Origin of the sequence: Paenibacillus peoriae (genome assembly GCF_022531965.1) — a bacterium.
Taxonomy (GTDB): Bacteria; Bacillota; Bacilli; order Paenibacillales; family Paenibacillaceae; genus Paenibacillus; species Paenibacillus polymyxa_D.
Window position 1 is genome coordinate 1,418,186 of record NZ_CP092831.1, and the last position, 22,663, is coordinate 1,440,848.

Here is a 22,663-nt window from a genome sequence, read left to right on the forward strand (position 1 = left end):
AGGATTGACAAGATACATTATGTATCATAAATTTATAATAAAAATACGATATGTATCTATTAAAGTGTCTTGAGCAGAGGTAGAGGAGGAGTTTGCTTGATTGAAAAGCAAGGCGGAGGGCTGGTATTCCTGTTAAGTGTCCCTCGGAGTGGAAGCTCGTTGCTTACCGCCATTTTGCAAAACCATTCCCGCCTGTTTGCCACGCAGGAAATGTGGTTTCTGCTCAGTTTATATGATCTTCCGCAGTCACATACACGCCCATATGGAGGAACAGGGATACTCCGGCAATTTTTTAAAGGTATGGTCCCCTCCGACGTATTGGAGCAGGCCTCCCGTTCGTATGCACTTGAAATATATAATGGTTTGCTTCAAGGTACAACAGCAGATATGCTTATCGACAAATCCCCGCGTTACTATACGGTGCTGGAATTTATAGACCGTTTATTCCCTGCTGCCCGCAGGTTGTGGCTTATCCGAAACCCTTTGGCCATTGTGGCCTCATTCAAAAAGGTCAATCAGCTACGGAACGGACGTTTTCAACTACTGGAGGAACTGGGGAGTCCGCATTTTAATATGAAAATGACGGATATTACGGTTGGTTTGTTCCGTTATACTCATTATTTTGCTACACCTCATCCACTTGCATACCCGCTTAGATATGAACAGCTCGTATCCAATCCAACGATGGAGATCGAGAAACTGTGCAGTTTTTTGGGAATCCATTATGAAGCGGGGATGGAAAAGTACGGAGATTTCGCGGATACGCCCAAATCCAGTCTTTTTTATAGTATGGGAGCGGGCGATCCATTCGTAGGAGAGCATGAACAGGCGCATCAGGATTCGGTACATAGCTGGCAACATGTGTTGAGTAAAAGGGAAATTGAGCTGTATTGCAGAAGCATTGGGTCCCGCATGTTTAAGCAACTTGGTTACGCGGAAGCGCTGGAGCAGGCTGAACAGATGACTGGAGTTCGCTTTGAAGATGAGCCAGATATGGAGCTGCTGAGTCGACGTACACAACAATTCCTCCAGCAAAGCGGCTTTGAATGGAAGGCAGCTTATCGGATGCTGGAAGAACAGGATACAGATAACAGAGAACTCATGACAAATGCAATCCATCATACTCCACCCCAAGATCCGACATGGATGCATGTGGACCAGAGCGTGAACGATCGACGGATCCAATCACTGGAAAACAGGTTGGCACATAGCTATGAGGAGCGGAACCGTCTTATCGCTCAGCTTCAAAGCTATCAACGCCCACATCAAGGTCTCCGATCTCGCAGCCTCTTGGCCCGTAAACTCAGGTACTTGGCGTCTGTAGCATTATCAAGTATAGGAAAAGAAAAAGGGGGAAGAACGTGAGTGCGATTGCCGGAATCTATAGCTTTGGGCATGAGTCTGTATGCACCGAAGAAGGCGGGAAAATGATGCAGGCCCTGCGGAAATATCCCGCTGACCGCGTATGCGCTTGGTGTGAAGGCTCTATTTTTTTGGGTTGTCATGCCCAGTATGTGACCCCGGAATCTGTTCATGAGCGTCTTCCCTTTTATGATGAGCTAAGAGATTTGGCAATCACGGCGGATGCGATTATTGACAATCGTTCCGAGCTGTTTGAACGGCTGGGAGTTGAGCAGGAACGGCGGCAAGATATCACGGACAGCGAGCTGATTTTGCTGGCATATGACAAATGGGGAGTGGAGGCAGCCAGTTATCTGATAGGTGATTTTGCCTTTGTCATTTGGGATGCCAAGGAATATCGATTATATGGTGCTCGAGATATGACAGGCCATCGTACGCTGTACATCTACCAACATGACCGAGGATTCGCGTTTAGCACGGTAGTCGCTCCGCTTTTGGCCCTGTCCTCTCTGCGAAAAGAACTGCATGAACCGTGGCTGGCCGAATTTTTGTCCATCCGCACCATGCAGGAATCCGTCGATATCGGGACGACCGCCTACAAGCATATCAACCAGCTTCCTCCTGCACATTGGTTCACTATGGAGGAGGGGAAGCGAACCCTTCATAAATATGCATGCCTGGATGAGGTAGAGCCACTGCGGCTCAAAACAGGAGGTGAGTACATAGAAGCTTTCCACGAGGTGTTCACACAGGCGGTCACTGCCCGATTACGGACGCATCGCGCTGTAGGGGCTGCCTTGAGCGGAGGGCTGGATTCCGGAGCGGTTGCCAGCTTTGCCGCGCCAGCGCTGCACTTGCAACAAAAGCCGCTACATGCCTACAGCTATGTGCCTGTTCAAGATTTTACAGACTGGACACCGCCTACATTGCTGGCGAACGAACGAAGCTACATTCATTCTACGGCTCGCTATGTGGGCAACATTCACGAGAACTATATGGATTTTGAGGGAAAAAGTCCGTTTTCAGAAATTGATATTTGGCTGGATTTGATGGAGGCTCCCTACAAATATTTTGAAAACTCCTTCTGGATCAGAGGTTTTTATGAAAAAGCGCAGGAACACAATGTCGGTGTACTGTTGACCGGGGCACGAGGCAATTTTTCCGTATCGTGGGGCCCTGCACTGGACTATTATGCCCGTCAGTTTCGTCATTTGCACTGGTTGCAATCCTTTCAGGGATTGAGGCGGTACAGCAAGCTTACGGGCAGGCGTATGTCTCATCTACTCCCCGTGATGTTGAAGAAAGCGACTTCACTTGAACCTCGTTTATGGCTGCGGCGTGGCCATCGCAGTCCCGTTCCTTCACTGATTCACCCAGAGTTTGCCCAACGGATGAATGTAGAAGATATTCCTGTATTGAGCGGAACAGGTTGGATGAAAAATGCCGATCAGACGAGAAAAGAGAAGTTCTCAAATTTGGCGATTGCCAACAAAAATGGTGTGGTCGCGACCAAACTTTCACTACGTTACGGCCTATGGGAACGTGATCCGACCGGGGACAGCCGGGTAATTCGCTTTTGCTTATCGGTGCCTTTTGAGCAGTATGTACAAAACGGTCGGGACCGTGCCCTCATTCGTACGGCCATGCGTGATCATCTACCTGATGATGTTCGGTTGAACCAGCGGGTACGCGGCGTGCAGCCTGCAGATTGGCTACATCGTATGCTTCCTTGTTGGGATACGTTTATGGGGGAGCTTCAACTGATGTGTCATGATTTACGAGCCGCCGAATATCTCAATATTGAGTTTATTAAGACGGCTATGGCAAAACTTCACCACCCCGGCCCTGAGCAGGCGTCTGATCCGAATATAAGACTACTCATGCATAGCCTGATTGTGTACCGTTTTCTCTGTAGATTCAACTGATCGAATCTGTTCGGTCAGACAGTTCGCCATTCGTTGGAGGGGAGGTGATGAAATGAGTGAAAAAGAATGGCAGGAACCGACGATAGAGGTGCTGGATATTAGCCAGACCATGGCGGGTAAAGGCTGGAGACAGATTGATTGGGTGTCCGACCACGATGCCGATATCTATAATCCAAGCTAATAGATGGTTATACATGTTATACATGCAGCCAATGTTGGACTGGAAGCCAGACAACTGGGCCGATAACGATTGAATGAACGAAAATAGCATGATCCATTGGACTCGTATTCAATATACAGCCGTCTTTATTTCTTTCGGGTTAGAGGTGTTGCCCAAGAAATAAAGACGGGATTTTTAAAGACAGAGGAGTGAGTCCTACGTGCATGACAGGAGTGCAAATGTCAGTTGGACGAAATATACGGCCTTTGGACTCAGGATTGCGAGTGAGCTGAATCTGCCTGAGCTGATGCTGGCAGCACCAGGAGTGGTAGAGGATGTAGTCATTCGACAGGCTGATTTGACTGCATGGAGTGGTCAGCTGGAGCAGGCCAATTTTGTGATGCTGGATGAGCGATTTATGTTCCGAATACCGGGCACGGCCATTTATGCCGTCAGGGAAGGCAAGGAGATCGAGGTAAGTATATTCTCTGGGGCTGATCCTGACACCGTGCGGCTGTTTGTGCTGGGTACATGCATGGGTGTTCTGCTGATGCAAAGACGAATATTACCTATTCACGGAAGTGCGGTCGTCATCGGGGGGAGGGCCTACGCATTTGTGGGTGAATCGGGTACGGGGAAATCGACATTGGCTGCTGTTTTTAGGCAGGCAGGTTATCAGATGGTTAGTGATGACGTGATTGCTGTAAAAGCTACGGGTTCCTCTGCCATTGTGTATCCAGCTTATCCGCAGCAAAAGCTGGGGCTTGAAAGCTTGCTCCAACTGGAGGCTTTACGGGAGAACAAGCATGTACGCAAAAGAAAGCACATACAGTCCCTAACTGACGACAATTCTGTAATGCCACAATACACAGATCTGCGTACGCTTGCAGGTGAGCTGAATAAATATGCCGTACCCGCCGTAGATGATTTTTATAACGATCCGCTGCCCTTAGGGGGCGTATTCGAGCTGGTGGCAGATTCTCCAACCCGTGCGTTGATGCGCGAAGGGGAGCTAGTGGCGGTTACGGAACAGCCCTTGAACGTTCTGGAGTGCTTGCATACATTACTACAACATACATATCGCAGGGTGATTATTCCGCGAATGGGTTTGAGTGAATGGTCGTTTGATACAGCGGCTAGGATGGCTCGGAAAGTGGAGGGCTGGCGCTTGCTGAGGGATAGTTCCGTCTTTACTGCGTCCGAGGTTGTACAACGGGTACTTGAACTCATTCGTAAGGAGGAAAAGAGTTATGGCAGCCACTAATCCAGCTAAGGATCATTATCGCGTCATTTACAATGAAGAGGTCTACGTCAGTGATATGGACGGAGAAAAAGTGATGATGAGCATTAACACTGGTAAATATTACAATTTAGGCTACACAGGAGGACGAATCTGGGAACTGGCAGAATCCGGTCCTTCACTTGGCGATATCGTAACTGTCCTGACGAACGAATATGAGGTGGACGAGGAACAGTGCAGACAGCAGGTACATACCTTTGTGGCTGAGTTGGAGCGGGAAGGACTGTTAAAGCTTCTACGGGAGCCGGTATAACATGCGGATACAACGGCTTCTTCTCCTGTCTCCAGAAGTCAGAAGATTGTTGCCGGAAGCCTGGCTGGAGCTGGGATGGGCGAGGCTGCGCCAGCGTCGTTCTTTTTGGGATTACTCAAGGGCTTGGGGCATACGTATGGAAGAAACCCCATGGCAGTGTGACGTTGGGCAAGAGAAGTCCATTCAGCAGATTTCACACGCTGTAGAGCTGGCAAGCAGTTATACTCCTTGGCGTAGTAGTTGTCTTGTACAAGCCGCTGCGGCGATGACGTTGCTGGGGCGCAGGAAACTGGACTGCACGCTGTATCTGGGTACAGCCAAAAATGCCGCTGGACGCTTGGCTGCACATGCATGGGTACGTAGCGGACCGATTTATGTTACGGGGAAACGGGAGATGGAAGCATTTACGGTGGTGGGGATATTCGGAAGACGTGCTGTGATGGATACAAATAAGAATATGGAAGATAAAAGTAGTTCTTTACTTTAATGCGATGAGACACGAAGGAGAAGAATGCATGCCCACCAAGTCTGTTTTGGAACTTGCGAATTGGAATGAGGATCAAGAATTAACGTTGTTACTCTCTCTATTGGGGAAGGACGTTATTCATTGGCAGGATACGACTGCTGCTACCCAGCTGCGTGAGATGGATTGGGTCCGCTTTTTACGTCTGACCGAGCACCATCGAGTGGTACCTACGGTGTATCTCCAGCTAAAAACATTGAATCATCCATTCATTCCCGCAGAATTGTTGCGAAACCTTCAGGCGCAATATCATCGAAACACGCTTCGCATGCTCCATCTTCAAGCAGAAGCCGAGCGTCTGACCAGGCTGCTCATAGCTCATGGAATTCGTGTGCTTATGTTGAAGGGGCCTGCTCTGGCGCAGCAATTATACGGGGATGTTTCTCTGCGTACTTCCAAGGACATAGACTTACTCATTGCCCCTGACGATATGGATGAGGCTGAGCATTGGATGCAGGAAGCTGGATATTCGTCCAAGAGCGGAGAAGTGCGTGTCCTTGGCAGTTGGAAATGGAAGGACCATCATGCATCCTATTTACATCCGCAAAAACGGGTAGAGATAGAGTTGCATTGGCGGCTTCACCCGGATGGGGGTGGGGAACCCTCTTTTAACGAGCTGTGGAACTGCCGGAAAAAGGGCAAAGCTGCAGGAGCCATTCGGCAGGTACCGTTGGGATCTGCCGACAACAGGACTGTGATGACGTCCTGTATGTATACGCTTGGCAGCGAGCATCAATTTCTGTACTTGAGTGCGCATGGTGCGCGTCACGGTTGGTTCAGGCTGCGCTGGCTGGTTGACATCGACAGGCTTGCGATATGTGCTGTCGATTGGGAGGCGCTACTGCCGATGATGCGCCGCTACGGGGGCCTGCCTGCTGGCGGGCAGGCTTGGGCACTCGCCGCTGCGCTGTTGGGTACGCCGATACCGGAGCCGATGCGTCCGGTATCGGCTACCCGGCAGGCACATAGGCTCGCGCTGAGCGCGCTGGCCTTCATGCAGGCCAGCGTACCCGCACTGTACCCGATCACCCACGGGTCGGGTACAGGTAGGCTTGCTCCATCAGAGCTGCTGCACAGCAGAGCCTTGGCGGAGCAAGCGGAGGCCGCCCCTCCAGGTGGCGGTCCTTCAGTATGCAGTACCTCTGGCGAAGCAGCCATGCTTGCCACCCGTGGCGTTACTAGCATCACGGAAGATGCCAGTAACGACAATCATAATCCGATGAGCACCGCTGCCAGTTGTGCCCCGATGACTCCAGCTGCTGCCTCCAGCCAAGTCATGACCAAAAACAGGGCTGTCTATCAGCCGGTCAGCCGCACTTACTTGCTTTCCTTAAAAGAGCCAAGACACAGACTATGGTATCTCATCAGCCGTTTGTTTCCTTCTACGGGCGATTCGAGCGTTTTTCCATTGCCTCGCCAGCTGCATTTTTTGTATATCCCTTTACGTCCATTTCTCTGGCTGAAGCGGCGATTTTCAAAGCACTGACTCGATAGAGGATTTTGTGAAAATCCAATAAGCGGCTTTCAATGAACAATATATAGATCGAAATGGTCTAGTTCGTCTATATAATGCACTTTGGAGCGATTGGGATCGAATTTTGCAAAGTCCTGAATAAGGAGTGTGCATTATGGTTCACCTGCGATTATATATGACAAAGCTGTATAGCGTGAACGGCGGTGCGTTATTTCTCAATATTGGGTGTATGATCATTGTCAGTCTACTGGAGGGCTTTGGCATTTATATGCTTGTTCCTATGCTGGCGGCCATCGGCGTATTTGTCGGTCATTCAGGGATGCCATTTCTGTCTGATGGATTGGATCATTTTTTGCCGTTCGTTCCTAAAAGCTGGCTATTGCCGGGGATGTTGATGGTTTTTGTAGTGCTGCTTACAGGGCAGGCTTTGCTTCAGCGTTACCAATCCATCCTGAATTCGCGGATTCAGCAGCGTTTTATGCGTTCTCTTCGAATAGACGTGTACACTTCCTTTATGAAGGCGCAGTGGGCCTTTTATTTGCGTCAGCGTAAATCTGATTTTAGCCATGTGATGACGACCGAGCTGGCGCGTGTCAGTCAGGGGACGAATTTGCTTCTTCAACTGACTACAGCCGTCATGTTTACGCTGATCCAGATTGCGCTGGCTTTTTGGTTATCCCCCTCTTTAACCGGACTGGTATTTCTGAGTGGATTGGGGCTGTTTGTCGTGTTCCGCCGCTCCATTCGAAATGCCAAACAATTAGGTGATCGTACGACTGAACTGTCACAGGTTTATTTTGCTGGAATTACGGATCACATGAACGGTATGAAAGATATAAAAAGCAATCTGTTGGAAGCGGCGAATATCCATTGGTTTCGCTCCCTGACGCAACGCATGGAGGATAATACGACTCAATTTGTCCGGCAAAATGCGACCACACAGTTTTTTCATCGTGCAGTGGCAGCTGTTTTTGTCGCTTGTGTCATATTTATATCGCTGCAGTGGCTGCATGTTACACCTGAAAAACTGATTGTGCTGATTCTTATATTTTCCCGCTTATGGCCTCGATTTGCTCTTATTCAAGCGAGTCTGGAATACATCATGTCTATGATCTCCGCTTTTGAAAGTGTCACCAAGGTGCAACAGGAGTGCGAAGCTTTCACAGATCCGTCATTGATTGCACTTGCATCCTCTGAGACTCGCGTTCCATCCGATCCATCGGTAGTTAATCTATCATCTGCATCTGAACGGCAACCCCTGTCCCTTCGTCAGGGGATTGAATGCAGCCATCTGGATTATCGCTACGAGGGTGCAGCAGAGCCTGCACTGCGTCATATTAATTTGTTCATACCCGCCCGGGAAATGACAGCCATTGTAGGGAAATCAGGAGCAGGCAAAAGTACAATGGTCGATGTCCTGATGGGTTTTTTACGTCCAACAGGGGGGCAGATTACAATAGACGGGCTTGTTCTGGGCGACGAATTATTGCCCCAGTGGCGGCAGTCGTTTGGCTACGTGTCACAAGACCCATTTTTATTTCATGCGACTGTCCGCGAAAATTTGATGCTGGCGGATAAGGATGCTAGTGAGCAGCAGCTATGGGAGGCGTTACATTTTGCAGCAGCAGACAACTTTGTATCCAGACTGCCCGAAGGGCTGGACACGATCATTGGAGATCGCGGGATTCGTCTGTCTGGAGGAGAACGTCAACGGCTAGTATTAGCACGGGCTATCTTGCATCATCCTCCGATACTTATATTAGATGAAGCGACAAGTGCGCTGGATGGTGAACATGAAGCCGCAATTCAGGCAGCACTGGAACGGATGAAAGGTCAAATGACGCTGATCGTCATCGCTCACCGCCTGTCAACCATCAGACATGCGGATCAAATTGTCGTACTGGATCAAGGCGAGGTCATACAGCAGGGGAACTACCGCCAACTGGAACAAGAGGAGCGGGGGGCGTTTAGTCAGCTACTATCGTATCAAAGCAGTGTCACCGCCACCCCTTAACCAGACTTTTCTGTAACTCAGCTTAAGTTTCTTTACGTTTGGCAGTGCTTCTTTTCTTTTTGACTGGAGTCGGAGAGAGGTTGTCGCCTGCCACCGCCTGCTGTGCTGTTGGGGCTGCTGGTTTACGCGCAGGGCGTTTTTTCGCAGCAGGACCGGGATCGGTAACGACAGGTTGCACTGCCTCGATGCTGGCCTGAAGGGCGGCCATTAAATCTACTACATTGGTCTGAGGCTGGGTTGGGGCGATTCGCACCTCTTCACCAGCCACTTTATGCTGAATGAGGTCCAGCAGACGCTCGCGGTACTGATCCGTATACTTGGCTGCATCAAAAGGTGTAGATAGCTGCTCAATCAGCATTTTGGCCATGGTCAGCTCCTTCTCTTTAACCTCTTCCTGCCCCGGTAAGTTAGGAACTTGAGCAATGGGACGAATTTCATCGGGGTAAAACATCGTCTCCACCGCCAAACATTCATCCAACACCCGAATCGCCGCCAAGCTGCTTTTAGAGCGGATGGAGATTTGGGCAATCCCGATTTTCCCGGTATCCTTCATTGCATTCATGAGCAGCTTATACGCATTGGAGCCGGCCTGATCCGGGGATAAATAATACGTTTTCTGAAAGTAAATCGGATCAATTTCCTGCAAATCAACAAAATCCAAAATCACGATATTTTTATCCGCTTGTCCGCTAACTTGCTCCAGTTCCTCCTTGTCGAACATGACAAATTTTCCTTTTTCATATTCGTAGCCTTTTCCAATTTCCTCCCATTCGACCTCCTTGTCACAAACGGGACACTTTCGTACATAGCTAAGTGGGCTTCCACACTCCTTGTGAATGTAACGCATGGAAATGTCCTTATCCTCCGTAGCTGAAAACATTTTAACGGGCACATGAACCAGCCCGAAGCTGATCGCGCCTTTCCAGACCGTATGCATACCGCCAGTCCTCCTTCTCTTTAATCCGCATTTTGCATCCTTCGATTCCGGGCACCCCGGGATATGAGCATATGATTTTCACTTAGTATGCTTCGTATAAGTGATTGTATGAGGTGTAGATGAAGACTGCGAATTGCTGCCGCTTGCGCATGGTTACAGAAATTTTGGTACATAGTAAGGCATATCCGATTCAAAGGGGGTACGCAATTTATGTCCGGAAAATCCTATCCTCGGCAGATCAGTCATCGTGTGGGTCAAAGCCATATCGCCTTTCGGGGTCCCGCCGCAGGCGAACAAGATGCATTGCCGCCCGAGTTTGCCCTTTCACATGGAACTCAGCCGCCTTTTCCCGTTGCTGTGGCTCATGTGGATTTGGAGGCTGTAGTTTCAACCTCGCCTTCCCATAGCTTTCCTTCATTGGACGTTGAACGACTTATAGATGAAGACTAGGTGACCTACATTTCTAAATTAATGCACCAACAATCAGCAGGAGGAGAACAGCATGAACGTGGAACGAGCAAAAGCCATTTATGATTCATCTGAAAATATTGCCGTACAATTGGATGGCAAACCGATTTGGATTGAGCATGTGGATGAAGCAAACGGTATGGCTACCGTACAGGTGGGCAGCAACCCCGGCAATACTCAAACCGTCCGTGTGGATCGTCTGGAAGAGCGGTAGGAGATGGGAACCAAACATCTGGTCATTATCCATGGCCGTGACAAAAAGCCCAGATGCGACGAAATGCTTCGTCTTATTAAAAAAGCACTGATCGCAGGATTGCGTCGAGTGAACGAGGAAGCGGCACAAAAACTGGAGCAAGAGCAGATTTTACTGACATTTAACGGTTGAAGATGATTTCCATCTGATGCTGAATCGAAATTTAATAGAAAGTATTGATGATCAGCCGCTTATTCAGACATTCTGGAAAGATAGTCACACTGGGCGTGCCAATCCCCACAACTTATTTGCTTATCTTAACCATACGAAGGTGGCTGAGCATGTAGCGGATTGGATTTTACGCTCATAAAAGGCGCATTTTATTTGCACAGCTGTAGGCTTTCATCGCAGATGCTGCTTGAAAGGTCCCGCTCAACAAAAAAAGGCTCGCAATTGCTCAATGAGCAATTAGTGAACCTTTTTTTGTAATAACAAGTGCAGTCGTAGGGACGAGTTAAATGCCAGACAAGTTAATTTGAAGATGCAGCTGGTTCCTTTCTATGACCTTCACACTGCAATGGCCCTCAAATGTGGTGAAACTATCAGTTTAGCCTCTGTTGCTAATTGAACGTCTTCCACCGTCAAACCCGGAGCAATTTCTTTTAGCATCAGCCCTTTACCCGGAATAACATCAATGACAGCCTTTTCGGTTACTATGGTCTTTACAACATTTACAGCAGTCAAGGGCAGCTTGCATTGTTCCAGTATTTTCGGCGCGCCATTTTTGTTCACATGCTCCATGGCTACAATCACTCTCTTGGCTCCAACTACCAAATCCATGGCTCCCCCCATACCCGGCACCTTTTTCCCAGGGATCATCCAGCTTGCAAGGTTGCCTTTCTCGTCGACCTCCAGGGCGCCCAGCACGGTGATATCCACATGCCCTCCGCGGATGATGGAAAATGAAAGTGCACTGTCAAAAAAGCATGCTCCTTCCATGGTTGTAACGTAGTTTCCGCCTGAATCGATACAATCGAGCCTTTCTTTTCCCTGAGCCGCTTTGGGGCCTACACCGAGGATTCCGTTCTCAGCCTGCAGCATAATATGAATGTCCTCGGGGATATAGTCCACTACCATTGTAGGCAATCCGACACCAAGGTTGACAACTTCACCACTTTTGAATTCCTGGGCTATTCTTCGAGCAATGAATTCTCTGTTATTCATGCGTTTTCACCCACCTTTACAATTGCGTCGACAAATATTCCGGGAACGTTGACATGATTGGGGTCAATTTCACCCGTCTTTACGTATTCGTCTACCTGAGCAACTACATACTCTGCCGCTGTAGCCATAACCATATTGAAGTTACGTGAAGAGCCGTTGATGACAAGATTCCCCGCTTCATCAGCCTTATGGGCTCTGATTAACGCCACATCCGCTTTGAGCGGGAGTTCGAGCAAATATTCCCTTTCATCAATTTTGATTTTCTTTTTTCCTTCCTCTACAACGGTGCCTACACCTACAGGTGTTAAAACCCCGCCCAAACCGGCTCCTCCCGCGCGTATTTTTTCAGCGAGCGTGCCTTGCGGGAAGAGTTGGACCTCAGCTTCTTTCGTCATCAGGAGCCTTCCCGTTTCCGGATTGGAGCCGATATAGGATGCAAAAATTCGCTTTACTCTGCCGCTTTTTACAAGCTTATAGATAGATAATTCTGGTGTGCCTGTGTCGTTGGAAACAATCGCAAGATTGCTGGCGGGATTGGTGTCGACAAGCGCACGAACCAGCTCCTCCGGAAAGCCTCCTGCCAGAAAACCTCCGACCATCACCGTGTCTCCGTCTTTGACCTTCTTAACTGCTTCTTCAGCGGAGATTACTTTGTTATTCATGGTTCCTTCTCCTTATATATATATTTTTAGGAAAGCAAACTTTATTGAAGATAATCGTAGAGGACTCTTCCATATGGAAGCGTTAAATCAGCAATAAAATGTTTCCCGCCAATATAAGATTTAACCGGCAAATCTGCCACAGGAGCGTTGACATGGGGGATCAGGCTTAATCTGGCAGGCCCTGACCAGGCTCCTTTTACAGTAATGTTCTCAAGATTATACGCTACTAACTGAGCGATTTTGGGGGTACCGTCAACATCAGGAATTAACTTTAAATTAACTTGTGTTTTTGCGATGGCTTTTGCCGTTTCCTTTTCATCAAGAATGTTATATTTGAAAGGCATAGTTCCCGTGGCCACCAGGACGTTGTTATAATGCAATGTACCCGTCAGCGTCTCCGTCTCCTCAACGATCAAGCGAGGCTTTGCCCATTTTTTCGGAAATCCCCAGACTTCGCGTCCCCCCAGAATAGCAGGTGCGTTATCCAAATACATTTGGGCGACAAAATTGCAGGGTTCTCCTTGAAAAGTACACGGAATGACAATACCGCTTTCCTCATAACTTCCTAACCCGGATGAATCGGGCATCTTGATCCATTCATAGGAAACCGTATTGCTTCCATCCGGCTGAAGAGGTTCCGGGACCGCCTGTCTAATCGCAGCGGGATCGGTCTCATAGGTAATGATAAAAAATTCCCGGTTGATGAATCGGTATGGCGGGCGCCCGTAGCTGCCGCTAGCCGCAGGCATGGATTGGAGTGAAAGTACATCTTTTTGATTCATAACGGTCTCCCTTCCTTTTAAGAGATATTCTAAAATTCATCTTGAATACGCACTTTAAATGAGCGCATTTTCAACCAGCATCGCTATGCCCATTCCTGTTCCGATGCATAACGAGGCGATGCCGTAACGTGAAGATCTTCGCACCATTTCATGAACCAACGTAGCCAATATCCTAGCACCGCTGGCCCCGACAGGATGCCCGATCGCGATCGCGCCGCCATTGACATTCACTTTGTCCAGACTGACCCCTAGCTCTTTCACTACCGCTAATGCTTGTGAGGCAAACGCTTCATTAATTTCAAAAAGATCAATGGCATCGATGGATACACCTTGCTGCTTCAGAAGTGTCGAAATGGCTTTCACTGGCCCCATTCCCATATATGCAGGGTCAACGCCAACAAGGGAATAACCCTTGATATATGCCAATGGCTTTAATGCATGTTCTTTGCATTTGTCTTCCGACACCACAAGTACGGCCGCCGCGCCATCATTGATTCCCGAAGCATTCCCGGCGGTAACCGTTCCGTTCTCCTTAAACGCAGGTTTTAATTGAGAAAGTTTTTCTTTCGTTGTATTTCCTCTTATGTGTTCATCCTCTGTGAAAGAAATAGTTTCTTTTTTGTTTTTGATCATGACTGGAACAATCTGCTCTTCAAAAAGCTTCTTGTTTTTTGCTTCTACGGCCTTTATCTGGCTTTGATAGGCAAATTCGTCCTGCTCCATTCTTGAAATTCCATATTTATCGGCAACATTTTCTGCGGTAATTCCCATATGGTAATGGTTGATCGGGCATGTAAGGCCGTCGGCCACCAGGGAGTCTACCAACTCACCGTTACCAAGTTTGTAGCCGTTTCTTGCATTTCTTAGCAGGTAAGGGGCATTCGACATGCTCTCCATGCCTCCGGCCAAGACGATGTTGCCTTGTTCAGCCAATATTGAATTGTAAGCTAAAGCAACGGCATGAAGTCCAGAACCGCAAACCGTGTTTATCGTTGTTTCGGGTACATCAATAGGGATACCGGCTTTTAATGCCGCCTGTCTGGCAGGATTTTGTCCATTGCCCGCCTGAAGAACATTTCCCAAATAAATCTGATCAATCAAAGAAGGCTCTAATTTACTTTGCTGAAGGCATGCTGTCATCACGGTTGCTCCCAGTTCGGAAGCGCTTAGAGGCGCAAGGGTTTTGTTAAAAGAGCCGACCGCTGTTCTTAACGGGCTTACTAAAGCTACTTTTTTCATTAAAAACTCACATTCCTTTCGCTGTGTTAAAACACAATACATCCATGATTGCACTTCAATTGGTAATTTCCGCTCTTAACCTACGAGACGCAGCGATTGCAAGATATATTTGCATGCGGGCATATCATGGTGCCTAAGACAGTAAATGTGACGGTTCGATCGCCTTCTCCCATTGGAAATTAAAACCAGTTTTATCATAGTTCTAATGCAGATTTTGCTCAATGTCCAAATATTTACACATATCTATGTACAGATGTTTATAGGGTCATATAGGCCACAATAATTAGGCCATTCTAACGTTTTCTGTTATTTTCTTGTTTTTTCTGAAAATCATGATCATAAATTGAATTTTATGTTAAAAATGAAAGTTGCAATCCATACGTAAAAAAGTTTTCCTCGCAAATATCATCTAACTCAGCTGGAAAATAAAAAAAGCCTCCAGAATTTTCTGAAGGCGGCTTTGTTTCTGACCAATCTGGTCTTGAAAAAGCTAGGCAGGTTGCCAATCCAATTGAATACATTTGGAATTCCAATAAAAATGATGACGTCTTTGCGAGATAGTGAAAACTTGTGAATTGGATCAATAGCTCACGAAAAATGTACATCTGCTGTCGCGAGTAAACGCACAAAACGATTGCCAAGCAGCTCATTATGATGAGCTACAATTTGTTCACTGCTCAGCACCTTGCTATCAAATGTACTATGCGCATCCAATACGAGCACGTTGTTCTGGTATCCCAGACTATAGGCGCTTCGGCAAGTCGTGTCGAGGCAAAACTCGGTCTGCATCCCCGCGATTACGAGCTGATCGGCCCCCAGTTCCTTCAGCACATGGCCCAATTCGGTTTGGTAGAAGCTGTCCCAGGATGATTTACGGACAATTCGTTCATGAGGAAGAGGGCGCACCACATCGGCGATGGCCCAGCCTACACTGTTTTCCCGGAAATCCTCATCCGCTTCATCGGTATGCTGTACAAAAATCACCGGTGTACCTGTAGCTCTGGCTTTGTCCAAAAGCTGCTGCAAATGCGATACAACTTCCTGCTCGCGATACAGCTTCTCATCATACATGAACATCGCCTGCTGAACATCAATCAAGAGTAAAACGGTTTGTCCCATCGTTTCGTTCCCTCCCTGTGTGTATCATCTAACTTACAATAGCATGTCTTCATGCCTTGCGGCGACATAAGGTGAACTATATAATAAAGAACAAGTTGGAACGGTCCGATTCGGACGAAAGGTGATTAAAATATATGACAATTTCGCAGGAGCAGTTTACGTTCCGTTCTGTCTCAGAGGCACAGACCGGGTCATTGGCAGGTTTTTTGGCAGCCAAAGCGGTTCCCGGAACGGTGATTGTGCTGGATGGAGATCTGGGAGCGGGCAAAACTGCTTTTTCCAAGGCTTTTGCCAGCCATTTAGGTGTACCGGGTATCGTAAATAGTCCAACCTTTACTCTCATTAAGGAGTACGAGGGCCGATTGCCTTTGTATCATATGGATGTGTACCGGATTTCCCAGGACGAGGCGGAGGATCTCGGGCTGGACGAATATTTTTACGGGACAGGAGTATGTCTGGTGGAATGGGGTAGTATTATACCGGATATATTGCCGGAGCAGCGGCTTCATATGTATATAGAAACAACGGATGTGGGGGAGCGCTTGATTCACCTGACCGGGTACGGCGAGCCTTATGAACAATGGTGCCGCAGTTTGCGGGAGAATGGAGTTTGAACCATGCAAAGAGAGCATACAGATGTGAATGTAAAGCCGCGTGAGCGGTTTTTGACGTTAGATACAGCGACGACCGTGATGGCGGCCGCTCTGATGAACGGAAGAGAATTGCTGGGAGAAAGCAACGTCTATGGCGAACGTAATCACTCCGTGCATGTGATTACCGAGCTGGAACGACTGCTGACTGAAGAAGGGCTGACACGAGATGATGTAGATGGTATTGCAGTTGGTGTTGGACCGGGGTCTTATACCGGTATCCGGATTGCGGTGACTGCAGCCAAAACACTCGCTTGGGCCTGGGGTATCCCGGTGACGTCCATATCGACTTTGCACGCTTTGGCGTGGGGTGGTTGGAATCGCGGCATCGAGATGAAGGGACAAGAAGATAAAAATGAGTCTGTGAATAACGGTTCGTCCGGAGCGCAGGCAGCAGACTGGATTGTGCCTGTGCTGGATGCGCGCCGTGGTCAGGTTTACACGGGGCTGTTCGCCGTGAATACAGTTGACGACGTCGAGAGTCCGCAACGGCTGGAGCCAGATGCAATTCGCTTAATGACTGCTTGGACCGATGACCTACTGCAACGGCTGGAGGCTTTGCCCTCTGAAGAGCGTCCTCCAGTCATTTGGCTAGTCGGTGAAACGACGGTTCACGCCGAAACAGCTGAGCGTCTGCGTGCTTGGAGCGAGCTTCGTATTGTACCTTATGAGCTGGAAGGAAGATGGGTTGGCCGCCTTGGGGCGGATAAGCTGCTTCGTCAGGAACATGACGAGCTACATACGCTGGTTCCTAATTATACCCAGCTGGCGGAGGCGGAAGCCAATCTGCTTCGTCAGCGCTGAAGAGAGCGGTGAACAACATGGCAAAGAACATACAGCGGGAAGAGAAACTTGAGTTTCGCTTGATGCAACTGGATGATATTCCCGATGTGCTGGAGATTGAGCATGAAGCGTTCACGCTACCGTGGACGGAGGAAGCATTCCGCAATGAGCTGACGATGAATCATTTCGCTAAATATATGATTATGGAACTAGACGGACAAGCCATTGGTTACGCAGGCATGTGGACGATTATGGATGAGGCCCATATTACGAATATTGCGATTCGTGAGGCTTATCGCGGACGCAAGCTTGGAGACAAGCTGTTGAATGAGCTGATGCAGACCGCATCTTATTTAGGGATGGAACGTATGACGCTAGAGGTGCGGGTAACGAACCGGATCGCTCAGGGCTTGTATGAGAAAAAAGGCTTTAAGCCCGCAGGTGTGCGCAAAGGCTATTATTCGGATAATAACGAGGATGCCGTGATCATGTGGGCGGATCTTCCCGCGCATGGGGCATCCGGTGAACAGGAAGGAAGCGTGCAGAAGCAATGACGCAAGAGGAAAAAGCAGGTACAGGCTCCGCCCCCGGCAAGCCTTGCTATATACTGGCAGTGGAAACGAGTTGTGATGAGACGGCTGTTTCTGTCGTGAAAAATGGCACAGAGGTGCTCTCAAATTTGATTTCCAGTCAGATTGAAACACACAAAGCCTTTGGTGGTGTTGTACCAGAGGTGGCTTCACGCAAACATGTAGAGAGCATCACCTATATGCTGGACGAGGCCATGCAAACATCGGGAATTACCCCTCGTGAGATTTCGGCGGTTGCCGTGACACAAGGACCAGGACTGGTTGGCGCATTGCTGGTTGGTATTGTCGCCGCTAAGAGTGCTGCTTTGGCATTCGGCAAGCCGTTAATCGGGACGCATCATATCGCGGGACATATTTATGCCAATCAGTTGGAGCATGATATCGTATATCCGTGCATTGCTCTCGTTGTGTCAGGAGGACATACAGAGCTAGTGCTGATGGAGTCCGAAGGTCATTTTCAACTCATTGGTCGTACAAGGGATGATGCGGTTGGGGAAGCCTACGACAAAGTAGCGAGAGCCATTGGATTTCCGTATCCCGGCGGTCCGCATGTGGATCGTGTGGCTCATGAATCGGAGGAAGTGGTTACTTTGCCGCGTGCATGGTTGGAGCCAGATTCTTATGACTTTAGCTTTAGTGGCTTGAAATCGGCGGTGCTGAATGTAATTAACCAGACGAAAATGCGCGGAGAAACCGTTCATGTCGGAGCGATCGCAAGAGGTTTTCAAGAGTCGGTCGTCGAGGTGCTGGTGGAAAAGGCGATTCGTGCCATGCGTGAATACGGTGCGAAGCAGCTCCTGCTTTGTGGCGGTGTGGCTGCTAATCGCGGACTGCGTACAGCATTGCGGGAGCGCTGTGAGCGCGAAGGAATCGATCTGCTTGTACCATCGATGAAATATTGCACAGATAATGCAGCGATGATCGGCGCTGCGGCCTACGCCAAATGGAAGCGCGGGGAATTTACCTCATTGGATATGAAGGCTGATCCAGGGCTGTCTCTGGAAGAATGGTCTGTCCAAACTTAATTGAAGAAGAATGAGCAAGACACGGCACAGTTGAGTCGTGTCTTTTTTGTTCCGCACCATAACGATCATAAAAATATAAATTCAAGAGGATAAAATACAGGAGTTTGAGCAAAAGAATGGCAGCATCTCATTCCCTCGCATGATTCGTCACAATGGTTCACGATTTTTCATAATCCATCAAAAAAATCTGGAATTTTGATATTGCCCGAATAATGATGTGATTTGTCAAGTTGTGAACAAAGTTATCCACATATACCGTTTCAAATGTGGATAACCCAGCCCGAAGCAAGCAGGCTAAGACTTTTTGGAGATAGCAAGTTGGGGGATATGTAACACCTTTAGTTCTTGTGAAATCTGTGGATAATGTGGATAAAAGGGTGGATAAATTTGGTTTTCATTTGAAAGTGGCTTTTTATCAATAAAAAAATGGCCCAAAAGGCCATTTTTCAATCTCACTCATACACATAAGTTGTGGATAATCTTGTGTACAAAAAAATAGAAGAGGAAAATGTGAAATTTTTAAGGCTAATATTTTATGCAGTAGTGTCTATTCTTCTAACAGCTCTTCCCAAGAGGCATAGGTTTCAGTCAATTCCTGTTTATGGGTGTCGAGCTGTGCCTGAATATTCTGAAGCGCTGTGTAATCCTGATAAATCTCAGGTAGGGTCATTTGTTCCTCCAGCCCTAAAATTTGTTCTTCCAGCGTTTTGATCTGGTTTTCCAATGCCTCCAGCTTGCGTTGACGGCTACGTTCCTCGCTTTTGGCTTGTTTGTCTGCAGCATAGGTGGCGGCGCGTGATTTGGATGTGGTCTCGTCTGTCACGGATGCAGAGGTAGCCGATGTTTTGCCGCGTGCGGCCTGATTTGCCTCCAAAGCTTCCTGCGCAATTTCCTCCAATTCCTGCTTTTTAGCTACATAGTCATCATAATTCCCCAGGAAATGTTCTATCCCTCCAGGATGAAGCTCGATGACACGTTCCGCCATTTTGTTCAGGAAATAACGGTCATGGGAAATGAACAACAGTGTACCGTCATAGTCCATCAAAGCCGCTTCCAGCACTTCCTTGCTAAACAGATCCAGATGGTTGGTAGGCTCATCGAGAATTAATACGTTGGCTTCGCGCAGCATGAGCTTGGCCAGAGAAACGCGGGCTTTTTCCCCTCCGCTTAATGCAGCTACTTTTTTTAGTACATCGTCACCGCTAAACAGGAAATTACCCAGCACTGTACGAATACGTGCTTCTTCCATATGAGGATACTCGCTCCACAACTCCTCCAGTACGGTGTTGGCAGGGTTCAGGTTCGTCTGCTCCTGGTCATACAGACCGATTTTGATTTTCGTGCCCCAGTGGATGGAGCCCGCAGCAGGTTTAAGTGATCCGGTCAGACATTTGAGCAACGTCGATTTTCCGATCCCGTTCGGACCAATCAGTGCCACGGTATCTCCACGTTTTAAGTCGAACGATGCGTGCTGGAATAAAGGCTTTTTCCCTTCATATCCCACAGAGAGGTCACGGACCTCCAGTACTTCCTTACCTGACATATGGGCTGTTTCAAAGGAAAAATGAGCCTTTTTCAAGTCTCCCATCGGTCGATCCATACGCTCCATTTTATCTAACTGCTTGCGCCGACTTTGAGCGCGTTTGGTCGTAGAAGCCCGCACAATATTACGTTGTACGAATGCTTCTAAACGGGCAATTTCTCCTTGCTGCTTTTCGTAATGCTTCAGATTCGTTTCGTACTCGGCAGCTTTCAACTCCATGTAGCGGCTGTAGTTGCCTGTATATCGGGTAGAACGATGGCGTTCGATTTCAATAATCGTCGTTACCAGTCGGTCCAGAAAATAACGGTCATGTGATACAACCAGCAGAGAACCGGAGTAGCCGCGCAAATAGTCCTCCAACCAGGTTAGTGTTTGAATATCCAGATAGTTGGTAGGCTCATCAAGCATGAGGACATCTGGGGCGAGCAGTAGGATGCGCGCTAGCGCAAGCCGAGTTTTCTGTCCTCCGCTCAAGGTAGCTACAGGCGTTTCAGGTGCAAATGAGCCAAAGCCCATGCCGTGCAGCACGCTGCGAATACGGGTCTCCATTTCATAACCACCGTGATCCTTGAACCAGTCTGAACGACGTGCATAGCGTTCCAGCAGATCTGCGTAGCGTTTTTCGTTTTGAGCATTGGCCAGGTCAGCGATGTCCTGTTCCATTTGCCGCAGTTCCCGTTCCGCTTCAATCAGGGGAGTGAACACCAGCATCATTTCCCCCCAGATAGAACGGTCAGAATTCAAGCCGCTGTTTTGCGCCAGATAACCGATGCTGGTCTCCTTTGCCTTGAAAATTTGTCCACTGTCATAGGATATTTCACCAGCAATGATTTTGAGCAGGGTCGATTTGCCTGCACCGTTCACACCTACGAGTCCAATACGTTCACGTTCCAATATTTGAAGGTTAATCCCGTCCAGAACGGGCTCAATTCCATAAGATTTAGTAATTCCGGTTACTTGCAATAGCATAGCGTATCGTTCCTCCATTACATTTTGCACAGTTCTACCTGCTTTTTTCGCAGGTACCTTCCTTCCAGTTTACATGAAATTACCCACTATTGCACTGCTTTCACCCTGTAAACCCTTGAGCCGCGTGTAGTCAATTTGTATAAACAATGATAAACTTAAGCGAGAAGTGAAAAAGAATGAAAAAAACTTGCAACGTACAGCACTTACTGACAAATGGGACAATAGCAACGTATTAAAGATTATCGACGATTGTGCGGGAGGGCGGATGTGATGGATGTCTGTAATGTGAAGAACGCGCTGCGTTTGCAGCAACGGGAGGCGCGTGACTCCATGGACCCGCTGACAAGGCAGAAGGCATCGGCTGTGGCCTGTCGGCATGCAATCGAGGCATGGGAGCAGCTTAGAATAGACAGAAACGGAGATAAGCTAACCTTATTTAGTTATCTCTCTTTTGGCAGCGAGATTTCGACGACTCCCCTCATTGAGCATTGCTGGTCACAGGGAGATCGTGTCCTGGCTCCAAGAGTGGATTCGGTAACTCGGACGATGGAGCTGAGGGAGATGGATCAGAACGGAGATATTGTACCCGGCGTCTGGAACATCCCTGAGCCTGCTTTGACATGCAAGGAATGGTCGCCTGAAATGTGGACGGGAATTGACTGGGTTGTTGTGCCTGGCTTGGCCTTTGATCGTCGAGGGGGCAGGATTGGCTACGGCGGAGGCTATTATGACCGCTTTACCGTACAGGTAGAGGCAGAGAAGCGTAACAACAGCCACGTAGGTCCGCTGTATGTCTCGCTGCTACTGCCGGGACAATTGCTCACACAGGTGCCTATGGAGCCAAGGGATTTGCGAGTGGACGTGCTGTTTACTCTGGATGGACGCTTAGATTGTGATTATGCAAAATTGACAAATGATGAATGAAGTAAAGTTGGGTATGTGAAAGGAGCTGTGAGGGAGTCGTGGATTCCTTTACTCATTTTAACGAACAGGGACGTGCTCGTATGGTAGATATTTCGGGTAAAACGTCTACGGTTCGTACAGCAGTTGCCGTGACTCAGATTACGATGAATCCGGCTACATTGACGGCTGTAAAAGAAGGAAGAATCGGCAAGGGTGATGTTCTTGCTGTGGCCCAGGTCGCAGGGATTCAAGGCGCGAAAAAAACGTCAGACTGGATACCGATGTGTCATCCACTGGCTCTGACAGGCGTGAACATTACTTTTTCCGATAATGGACATGATGTGCTTCATATTGAAGTTGAAGTGAAGACCGAAGGTAAGACAGGTGTAGAAATGGAAGCTTTGACAGCGGCTTCAGCCGCAGCGTTAACCGTGTATGATATGTGCAAGGCGCTGCAAAAAGATATGATCATCGGCCCTACCATGCTGCAATCCAAAACAGGTGGCAAGCATGGGGATTTTCAACGGGAGGACCACCGGGAACCTTGACATAGATAAACATTGTC

24 protein-coding genes are annotated in these 22,663 nt (G+C 48.3%); 17 read left to right on the forward strand and 7 right to left on the reverse strand.

Annotated elements, in window-relative coordinates; translation table 11 throughout:
- Positions 1–96: 96 nt before the first annotated feature.
- The 8 genes from MLD56_RS06355 (at position 97) to MLD56_RS06390 (ending at position 9,011) form a co-directional block, all read left to right on the forward strand.
- Positions 97–1,365 (forward strand): sulfotransferase family protein, encoded by a 1,269-nt coding sequence (locus tag MLD56_RS06355; protein WP_029516226.1) that lies wholly within the window; start codon positions 97–99, stop codon positions 1,363–1,365.
- Complete coding sequence (locus MLD56_RS06360) at positions 1,362–3,287, forward strand: asparagine synthase-related protein (RefSeq protein ID WP_029516227.1); 1,926 nt, start codon at positions 1,362–1,364, stop codon at positions 3,285–3,287. Before MLD56_RS06355 ends, MLD56_RS06360 begins: the two co-directional genes overlap by 4 nt.
- A 52-nt stretch (positions 3,288–3,339) precedes the next feature.
- Positions 3,340–3,468, forward strand: coding sequence for a paeninodin family lasso peptide (locus MLD56_RS06365; RefSeq protein WP_241113491.1), 129 nt, complete (start codon positions 3,340–3,342; stop codon positions 3,466–3,468).
- Positions 3,469–3,667: 199 nt separating this feature from the next.
- Positions 3,668–4,711: a phosphoenolpyruvate carboxykinase (ATP) gene (locus MLD56_RS06370; RefSeq protein ID WP_029516228.1), complete on the forward strand. Its 1,044-nt coding sequence runs from the start codon at positions 3,668–3,670 to the stop codon at positions 4,709–4,711.
- Positions 4,698–5,000, forward strand: coding sequence for a lasso peptide biosynthesis PqqD family chaperone (locus MLD56_RS06375; protein ID WP_029516229.1), 303 nt, complete (start codon positions 4,698–4,700; stop codon positions 4,998–5,000). Before MLD56_RS06370 ends, MLD56_RS06375 begins: the two co-directional genes overlap by 14 nt.
- A gap of 1 nt (position 5,001) precedes the next feature.
- Positions 5,002–5,487 carry a lasso peptide biosynthesis B2 protein gene (locus MLD56_RS06380; protein ID WP_029516230.1) on the forward strand — a complete coding sequence of 162 codons (486 nt, stop codon included), beginning with the start codon at positions 5,002–5,004 and terminating at the stop codon, positions 5,485–5,487.
- A 28-nt stretch (positions 5,488–5,515) separates the two neighbouring features.
- A complete protein-coding gene (locus MLD56_RS06385) occupies positions 5,516–7,009 on the forward strand; it encodes a nucleotidyltransferase domain-containing protein (RefSeq protein WP_208332459.1) in 1,494 nt (497 codons plus the stop codon).
- 142 nt (positions 7,010–7,151) lie between these two features.
- Entirely contained in the window at positions 7,152–9,011 is a 1,860-nt protein-coding gene (locus MLD56_RS06390) for an ABC transporter ATP-binding protein (RefSeq protein WP_029516232.1), read from the forward strand.
- A 22-nt stretch (positions 9,012–9,033) separates the two neighbouring features.
- On the opposite strand, the gene MLD56_RS06395 is transcribed toward MLD56_RS06390, so the two are convergent.
- Positions 9,034–9,948, reverse strand: a complete 915-nt coding sequence (locus MLD56_RS06395; protein WP_029516233.1) for a non-homologous end joining protein Ku — start codon at positions 9,946–9,948, stop codon at positions 9,034–9,036.
- A gap of 210 nt (positions 9,949–10,158) precedes the next feature.
- Between MLD56_RS06395 and MLD56_RS06400 the strand changes: the two genes are divergently transcribed.
- The 3 genes from MLD56_RS06400 to MLD56_RS06410 are packed head-to-tail and all read left to right on the forward strand — an operon-like array spanning position 10,159 to position 10,801.
- A complete protein-coding gene (locus MLD56_RS06400) occupies positions 10,159–10,398 on the forward strand; it encodes a hypothetical protein (RefSeq protein WP_029516234.1) in 240 nt (79 codons plus the stop codon).
- A 52-nt stretch (positions 10,399–10,450) separates the two neighbouring features.
- Positions 10,451–10,630, forward strand: coding sequence for an H-type small acid-soluble spore protein (locus MLD56_RS06405; protein ID WP_029516235.1), 180 nt, complete (start codon positions 10,451–10,453; stop codon positions 10,628–10,630).
- Between the two features lie 3 nt (positions 10,631–10,633).
- Positions 10,634–10,801 (forward strand): hypothetical protein, encoded by a 168-nt coding sequence (locus MLD56_RS06410; RefSeq protein ID WP_161626982.1) that lies wholly within the window; start codon positions 10,634–10,636, stop codon positions 10,799–10,801.
- 375 nt (positions 10,802–11,176) lie between these two features.
- Here MLD56_RS06410 and MLD56_RS06415 read toward each other — a convergent pair whose 3' ends face one another.
- The 5 genes from MLD56_RS06415 to MLD56_RS06435 form a co-directional block, all read right to left on the reverse strand.
- A complete protein-coding gene (locus MLD56_RS06415; protein ID WP_029516236.1) occupies positions 11,177–11,833 on the reverse strand; it encodes a 3-oxoacid CoA-transferase subunit B in 657 nt (218 codons plus the stop codon).
- Positions 11,830–12,495, reverse strand: a complete 666-nt coding sequence (locus MLD56_RS06420) for a CoA transferase subunit A (protein WP_029516237.1) — start codon at positions 12,493–12,495, stop codon at positions 11,830–11,832. Before MLD56_RS06420 ends, MLD56_RS06415 begins: the two co-directional genes overlap by 4 nt.
- A gap of 41 nt (positions 12,496–12,536) precedes the next feature.
- The gene (locus MLD56_RS06425) at positions 12,537–13,277 is read right to left on the reverse strand and encodes an acetoacetate decarboxylase (RefSeq protein ID WP_039269579.1); all 741 of its coding nucleotides are present in this window, start codon (positions 13,275–13,277) and stop codon (positions 12,537–12,539) included.
- A gap of 54 nt (positions 13,278–13,331) precedes the next feature.
- Positions 13,332–14,516, reverse strand: a complete 1,185-nt coding sequence (locus MLD56_RS06430) for an acetyl-CoA C-acetyltransferase (protein WP_029516239.1) — start codon at positions 14,514–14,516, stop codon at positions 13,332–13,334.
- Positions 14,517–15,104: 588 nt separating this feature from the next.
- Positions 15,105–15,635, reverse strand: a complete 531-nt coding sequence (locus MLD56_RS06435; RefSeq protein ID WP_029516240.1) for a cysteine hydrolase family protein — start codon at positions 15,633–15,635, stop codon at positions 15,105–15,107.
- Between the two features lie 134 nt (positions 15,636–15,769).
- On the opposite strand from MLD56_RS06435, the gene tsaE reads away from it, so the two are divergent.
- From tsaE to tsaD, 4 genes are read left to right on the forward strand one after another with little or no spacing between them, the layout of a single operon-like run.
- Complete coding sequence (tsaE, locus tag MLD56_RS06440) at positions 15,770–16,249, forward strand: tRNA (adenosine(37)-N6)-threonylcarbamoyltransferase complex ATPase subunit type 1 TsaE (RefSeq protein WP_029516241.1); 480 nt, start codon at positions 15,770–15,772, stop codon at positions 16,247–16,249.
- A gap of 3 nt (positions 16,250–16,252) precedes the next feature.
- Complete coding sequence (tsaB, locus tag MLD56_RS06445; RefSeq protein ID WP_029516242.1) at positions 16,253–17,089, forward strand: tRNA (adenosine(37)-N6)-threonylcarbamoyltransferase complex dimerization subunit type 1 TsaB; 837 nt, start codon at positions 16,253–16,255, stop codon at positions 17,087–17,089.
- 17 nt (positions 17,090–17,106) lie between these two features.
- Positions 17,107–17,622 (forward strand): ribosomal protein S18-alanine N-acetyltransferase, encoded by a 516-nt coding sequence (gene rimI / locus MLD56_RS06450; protein WP_029516243.1) that lies wholly within the window; start codon positions 17,107–17,109, stop codon positions 17,620–17,622.
- The gene (gene tsaD / locus MLD56_RS06455; protein WP_029516244.1) at positions 17,619–18,683 is read left to right on the forward strand and encodes a tRNA (adenosine(37)-N6)-threonylcarbamoyltransferase complex transferase subunit TsaD; all 1,065 of its coding nucleotides are present in this window, start codon (positions 17,619–17,621) and stop codon (positions 18,681–18,683) included. Before rimI ends, tsaD begins: the two co-directional genes overlap by 4 nt.
- A 547-nt stretch (positions 18,684–19,230) precedes the next feature.
- Here tsaD and MLD56_RS06460 read toward each other — a convergent pair.
- Positions 19,231–21,195, reverse strand: coding sequence for an ABC-F family ATP-binding cassette domain-containing protein (locus MLD56_RS06460; protein WP_029516245.1), 1,965 nt, complete (start codon positions 21,193–21,195; stop codon positions 19,231–19,233).
- A gap of 270 nt (positions 21,196–21,465) precedes the next feature.
- Between MLD56_RS06460 and MLD56_RS06465 the strand changes: the two genes are divergently transcribed.
- Entirely contained in the window at positions 21,466–22,119 is a 654-nt protein-coding gene (locus MLD56_RS06465; protein ID WP_029516246.1) for a 5-formyltetrahydrofolate cyclo-ligase, read from the forward strand.
- 38 nt (positions 22,120–22,157) lie between these two features.
- Positions 22,158–22,646 (forward strand): cyclic pyranopterin monophosphate synthase MoaC, encoded by a 489-nt coding sequence (gene moaC / locus MLD56_RS06470; RefSeq protein ID WP_029516247.1) that lies wholly within the window; start codon positions 22,158–22,160, stop codon positions 22,644–22,646.
- Positions 22,647–22,663: the final 17 nt, after the last annotated feature.

Excerpts from the sequence above, each read along its gene's own strand:
- MLD56_RS06365 (WP_241113491.1), top strand. The coding sequence starts at position 3,340 with ATGAGTGAAAAAGAATGGCAGGAACCGACGATAGAGGTGCTGGATATT.
- MLD56_RS06375 (WP_029516229.1), top strand. The coding sequence starts at position 4,698 with ATGGCAGCCACTAATCCAGCTAAGGATCATTATCGCGTCATTTACAAT.
- MLD56_RS06380 (WP_029516230.1), top strand. The coding sequence starts at position 5,002 with ATGCGGATACAACGGCTTCTTCTCCTGTCTCCAGAAGTCAGAAGATTG.
- MLD56_RS06385 (WP_208332459.1), top strand. The coding sequence starts at position 5,516 with ATGCCCACCAAGTCTGTTTTGGAACTTGCGAATTGGAATGAGGATCAA.
- MLD56_RS06390 (WP_029516232.1), top strand. The coding sequence starts at position 7,152 with ATGGTTCACCTGCGATTATATATGACAAAGCTGTATAGCGTGAACGGC.
- MLD56_RS06395 (WP_029516233.1), bottom strand. The coding sequence starts at position 9,948 with ATGCATACGGTCTGGAAAGGCGCGATCAGCTTCGGGCTGGTTCATGTG.
- MLD56_RS06400 (WP_029516234.1), top strand. The coding sequence starts at position 10,159 with ATGTCCGGAAAATCCTATCCTCGGCAGATCAGTCATCGTGTGGGTCAA.
- MLD56_RS06405 (WP_029516235.1), top strand. The coding sequence starts at position 10,451 with ATGAACGTGGAACGAGCAAAAGCCATTTATGATTCATCTGAAAATATT.
- MLD56_RS06410 (WP_161626982.1), top strand. The coding sequence starts at position 10,634 with ATGGGAACCAAACATCTGGTCATTATCCATGGCCGTGACAAAAAGCCC.
- MLD56_RS06415 (WP_029516236.1), bottom strand. The coding sequence starts at position 11,833 with ATGAATAACAGAGAATTCATTGCTCGAAGAATAGCCCAGGAATTCAAA.
- MLD56_RS06420 (WP_029516237.1), bottom strand. The coding sequence starts at position 12,495 with ATGAATAACAAAGTAATCTCCGCTGAAGAAGCAGTTAAGAAGGTCAAA.
- MLD56_RS06425 (WP_039269579.1), bottom strand. The coding sequence starts at position 13,277 with ATGAATCAAAAAGATGTACTTTCACTCCAATCCATGCCTGCGGCTAGC.
- MLD56_RS06430 (WP_029516239.1), bottom strand. The coding sequence starts at position 14,516 with ATGAAAAAAGTAGCTTTAGTAAGCCCGTTAAGAACAGCGGTCGGCTCT.
- MLD56_RS06435 (WP_029516240.1), bottom strand. The coding sequence starts at position 15,635 with ATGGGACAAACCGTTTTACTCTTGATTGATGTTCAGCAGGCGATGTTC.
- tsaE (WP_029516241.1), top strand. The coding sequence starts at position 15,770 with ATGACAATTTCGCAGGAGCAGTTTACGTTCCGTTCTGTCTCAGAGGCA.
- tsaB (WP_029516242.1), top strand. The coding sequence starts at position 16,253 with ATGCAAAGAGAGCATACAGATGTGAATGTAAAGCCGCGTGAGCGGTTT.
- rimI (WP_029516243.1), top strand. The coding sequence starts at position 17,107 with ATGGCAAAGAACATACAGCGGGAAGAGAAACTTGAGTTTCGCTTGATG.
- tsaD (WP_029516244.1), top strand. The coding sequence starts at position 17,619 with ATGACGCAAGAGGAAAAAGCAGGTACAGGCTCCGCCCCCGGCAAGCCT.
- MLD56_RS06460 (WP_029516245.1), bottom strand. The coding sequence starts at position 21,195 with ATGCTATTGCAAGTAACCGGAATTACTAAATCTTATGGAATTGAGCCC.
- MLD56_RS06465 (WP_029516246.1), top strand. The coding sequence starts at position 21,466 with ATGGATGTCTGTAATGTGAAGAACGCGCTGCGTTTGCAGCAACGGGAG.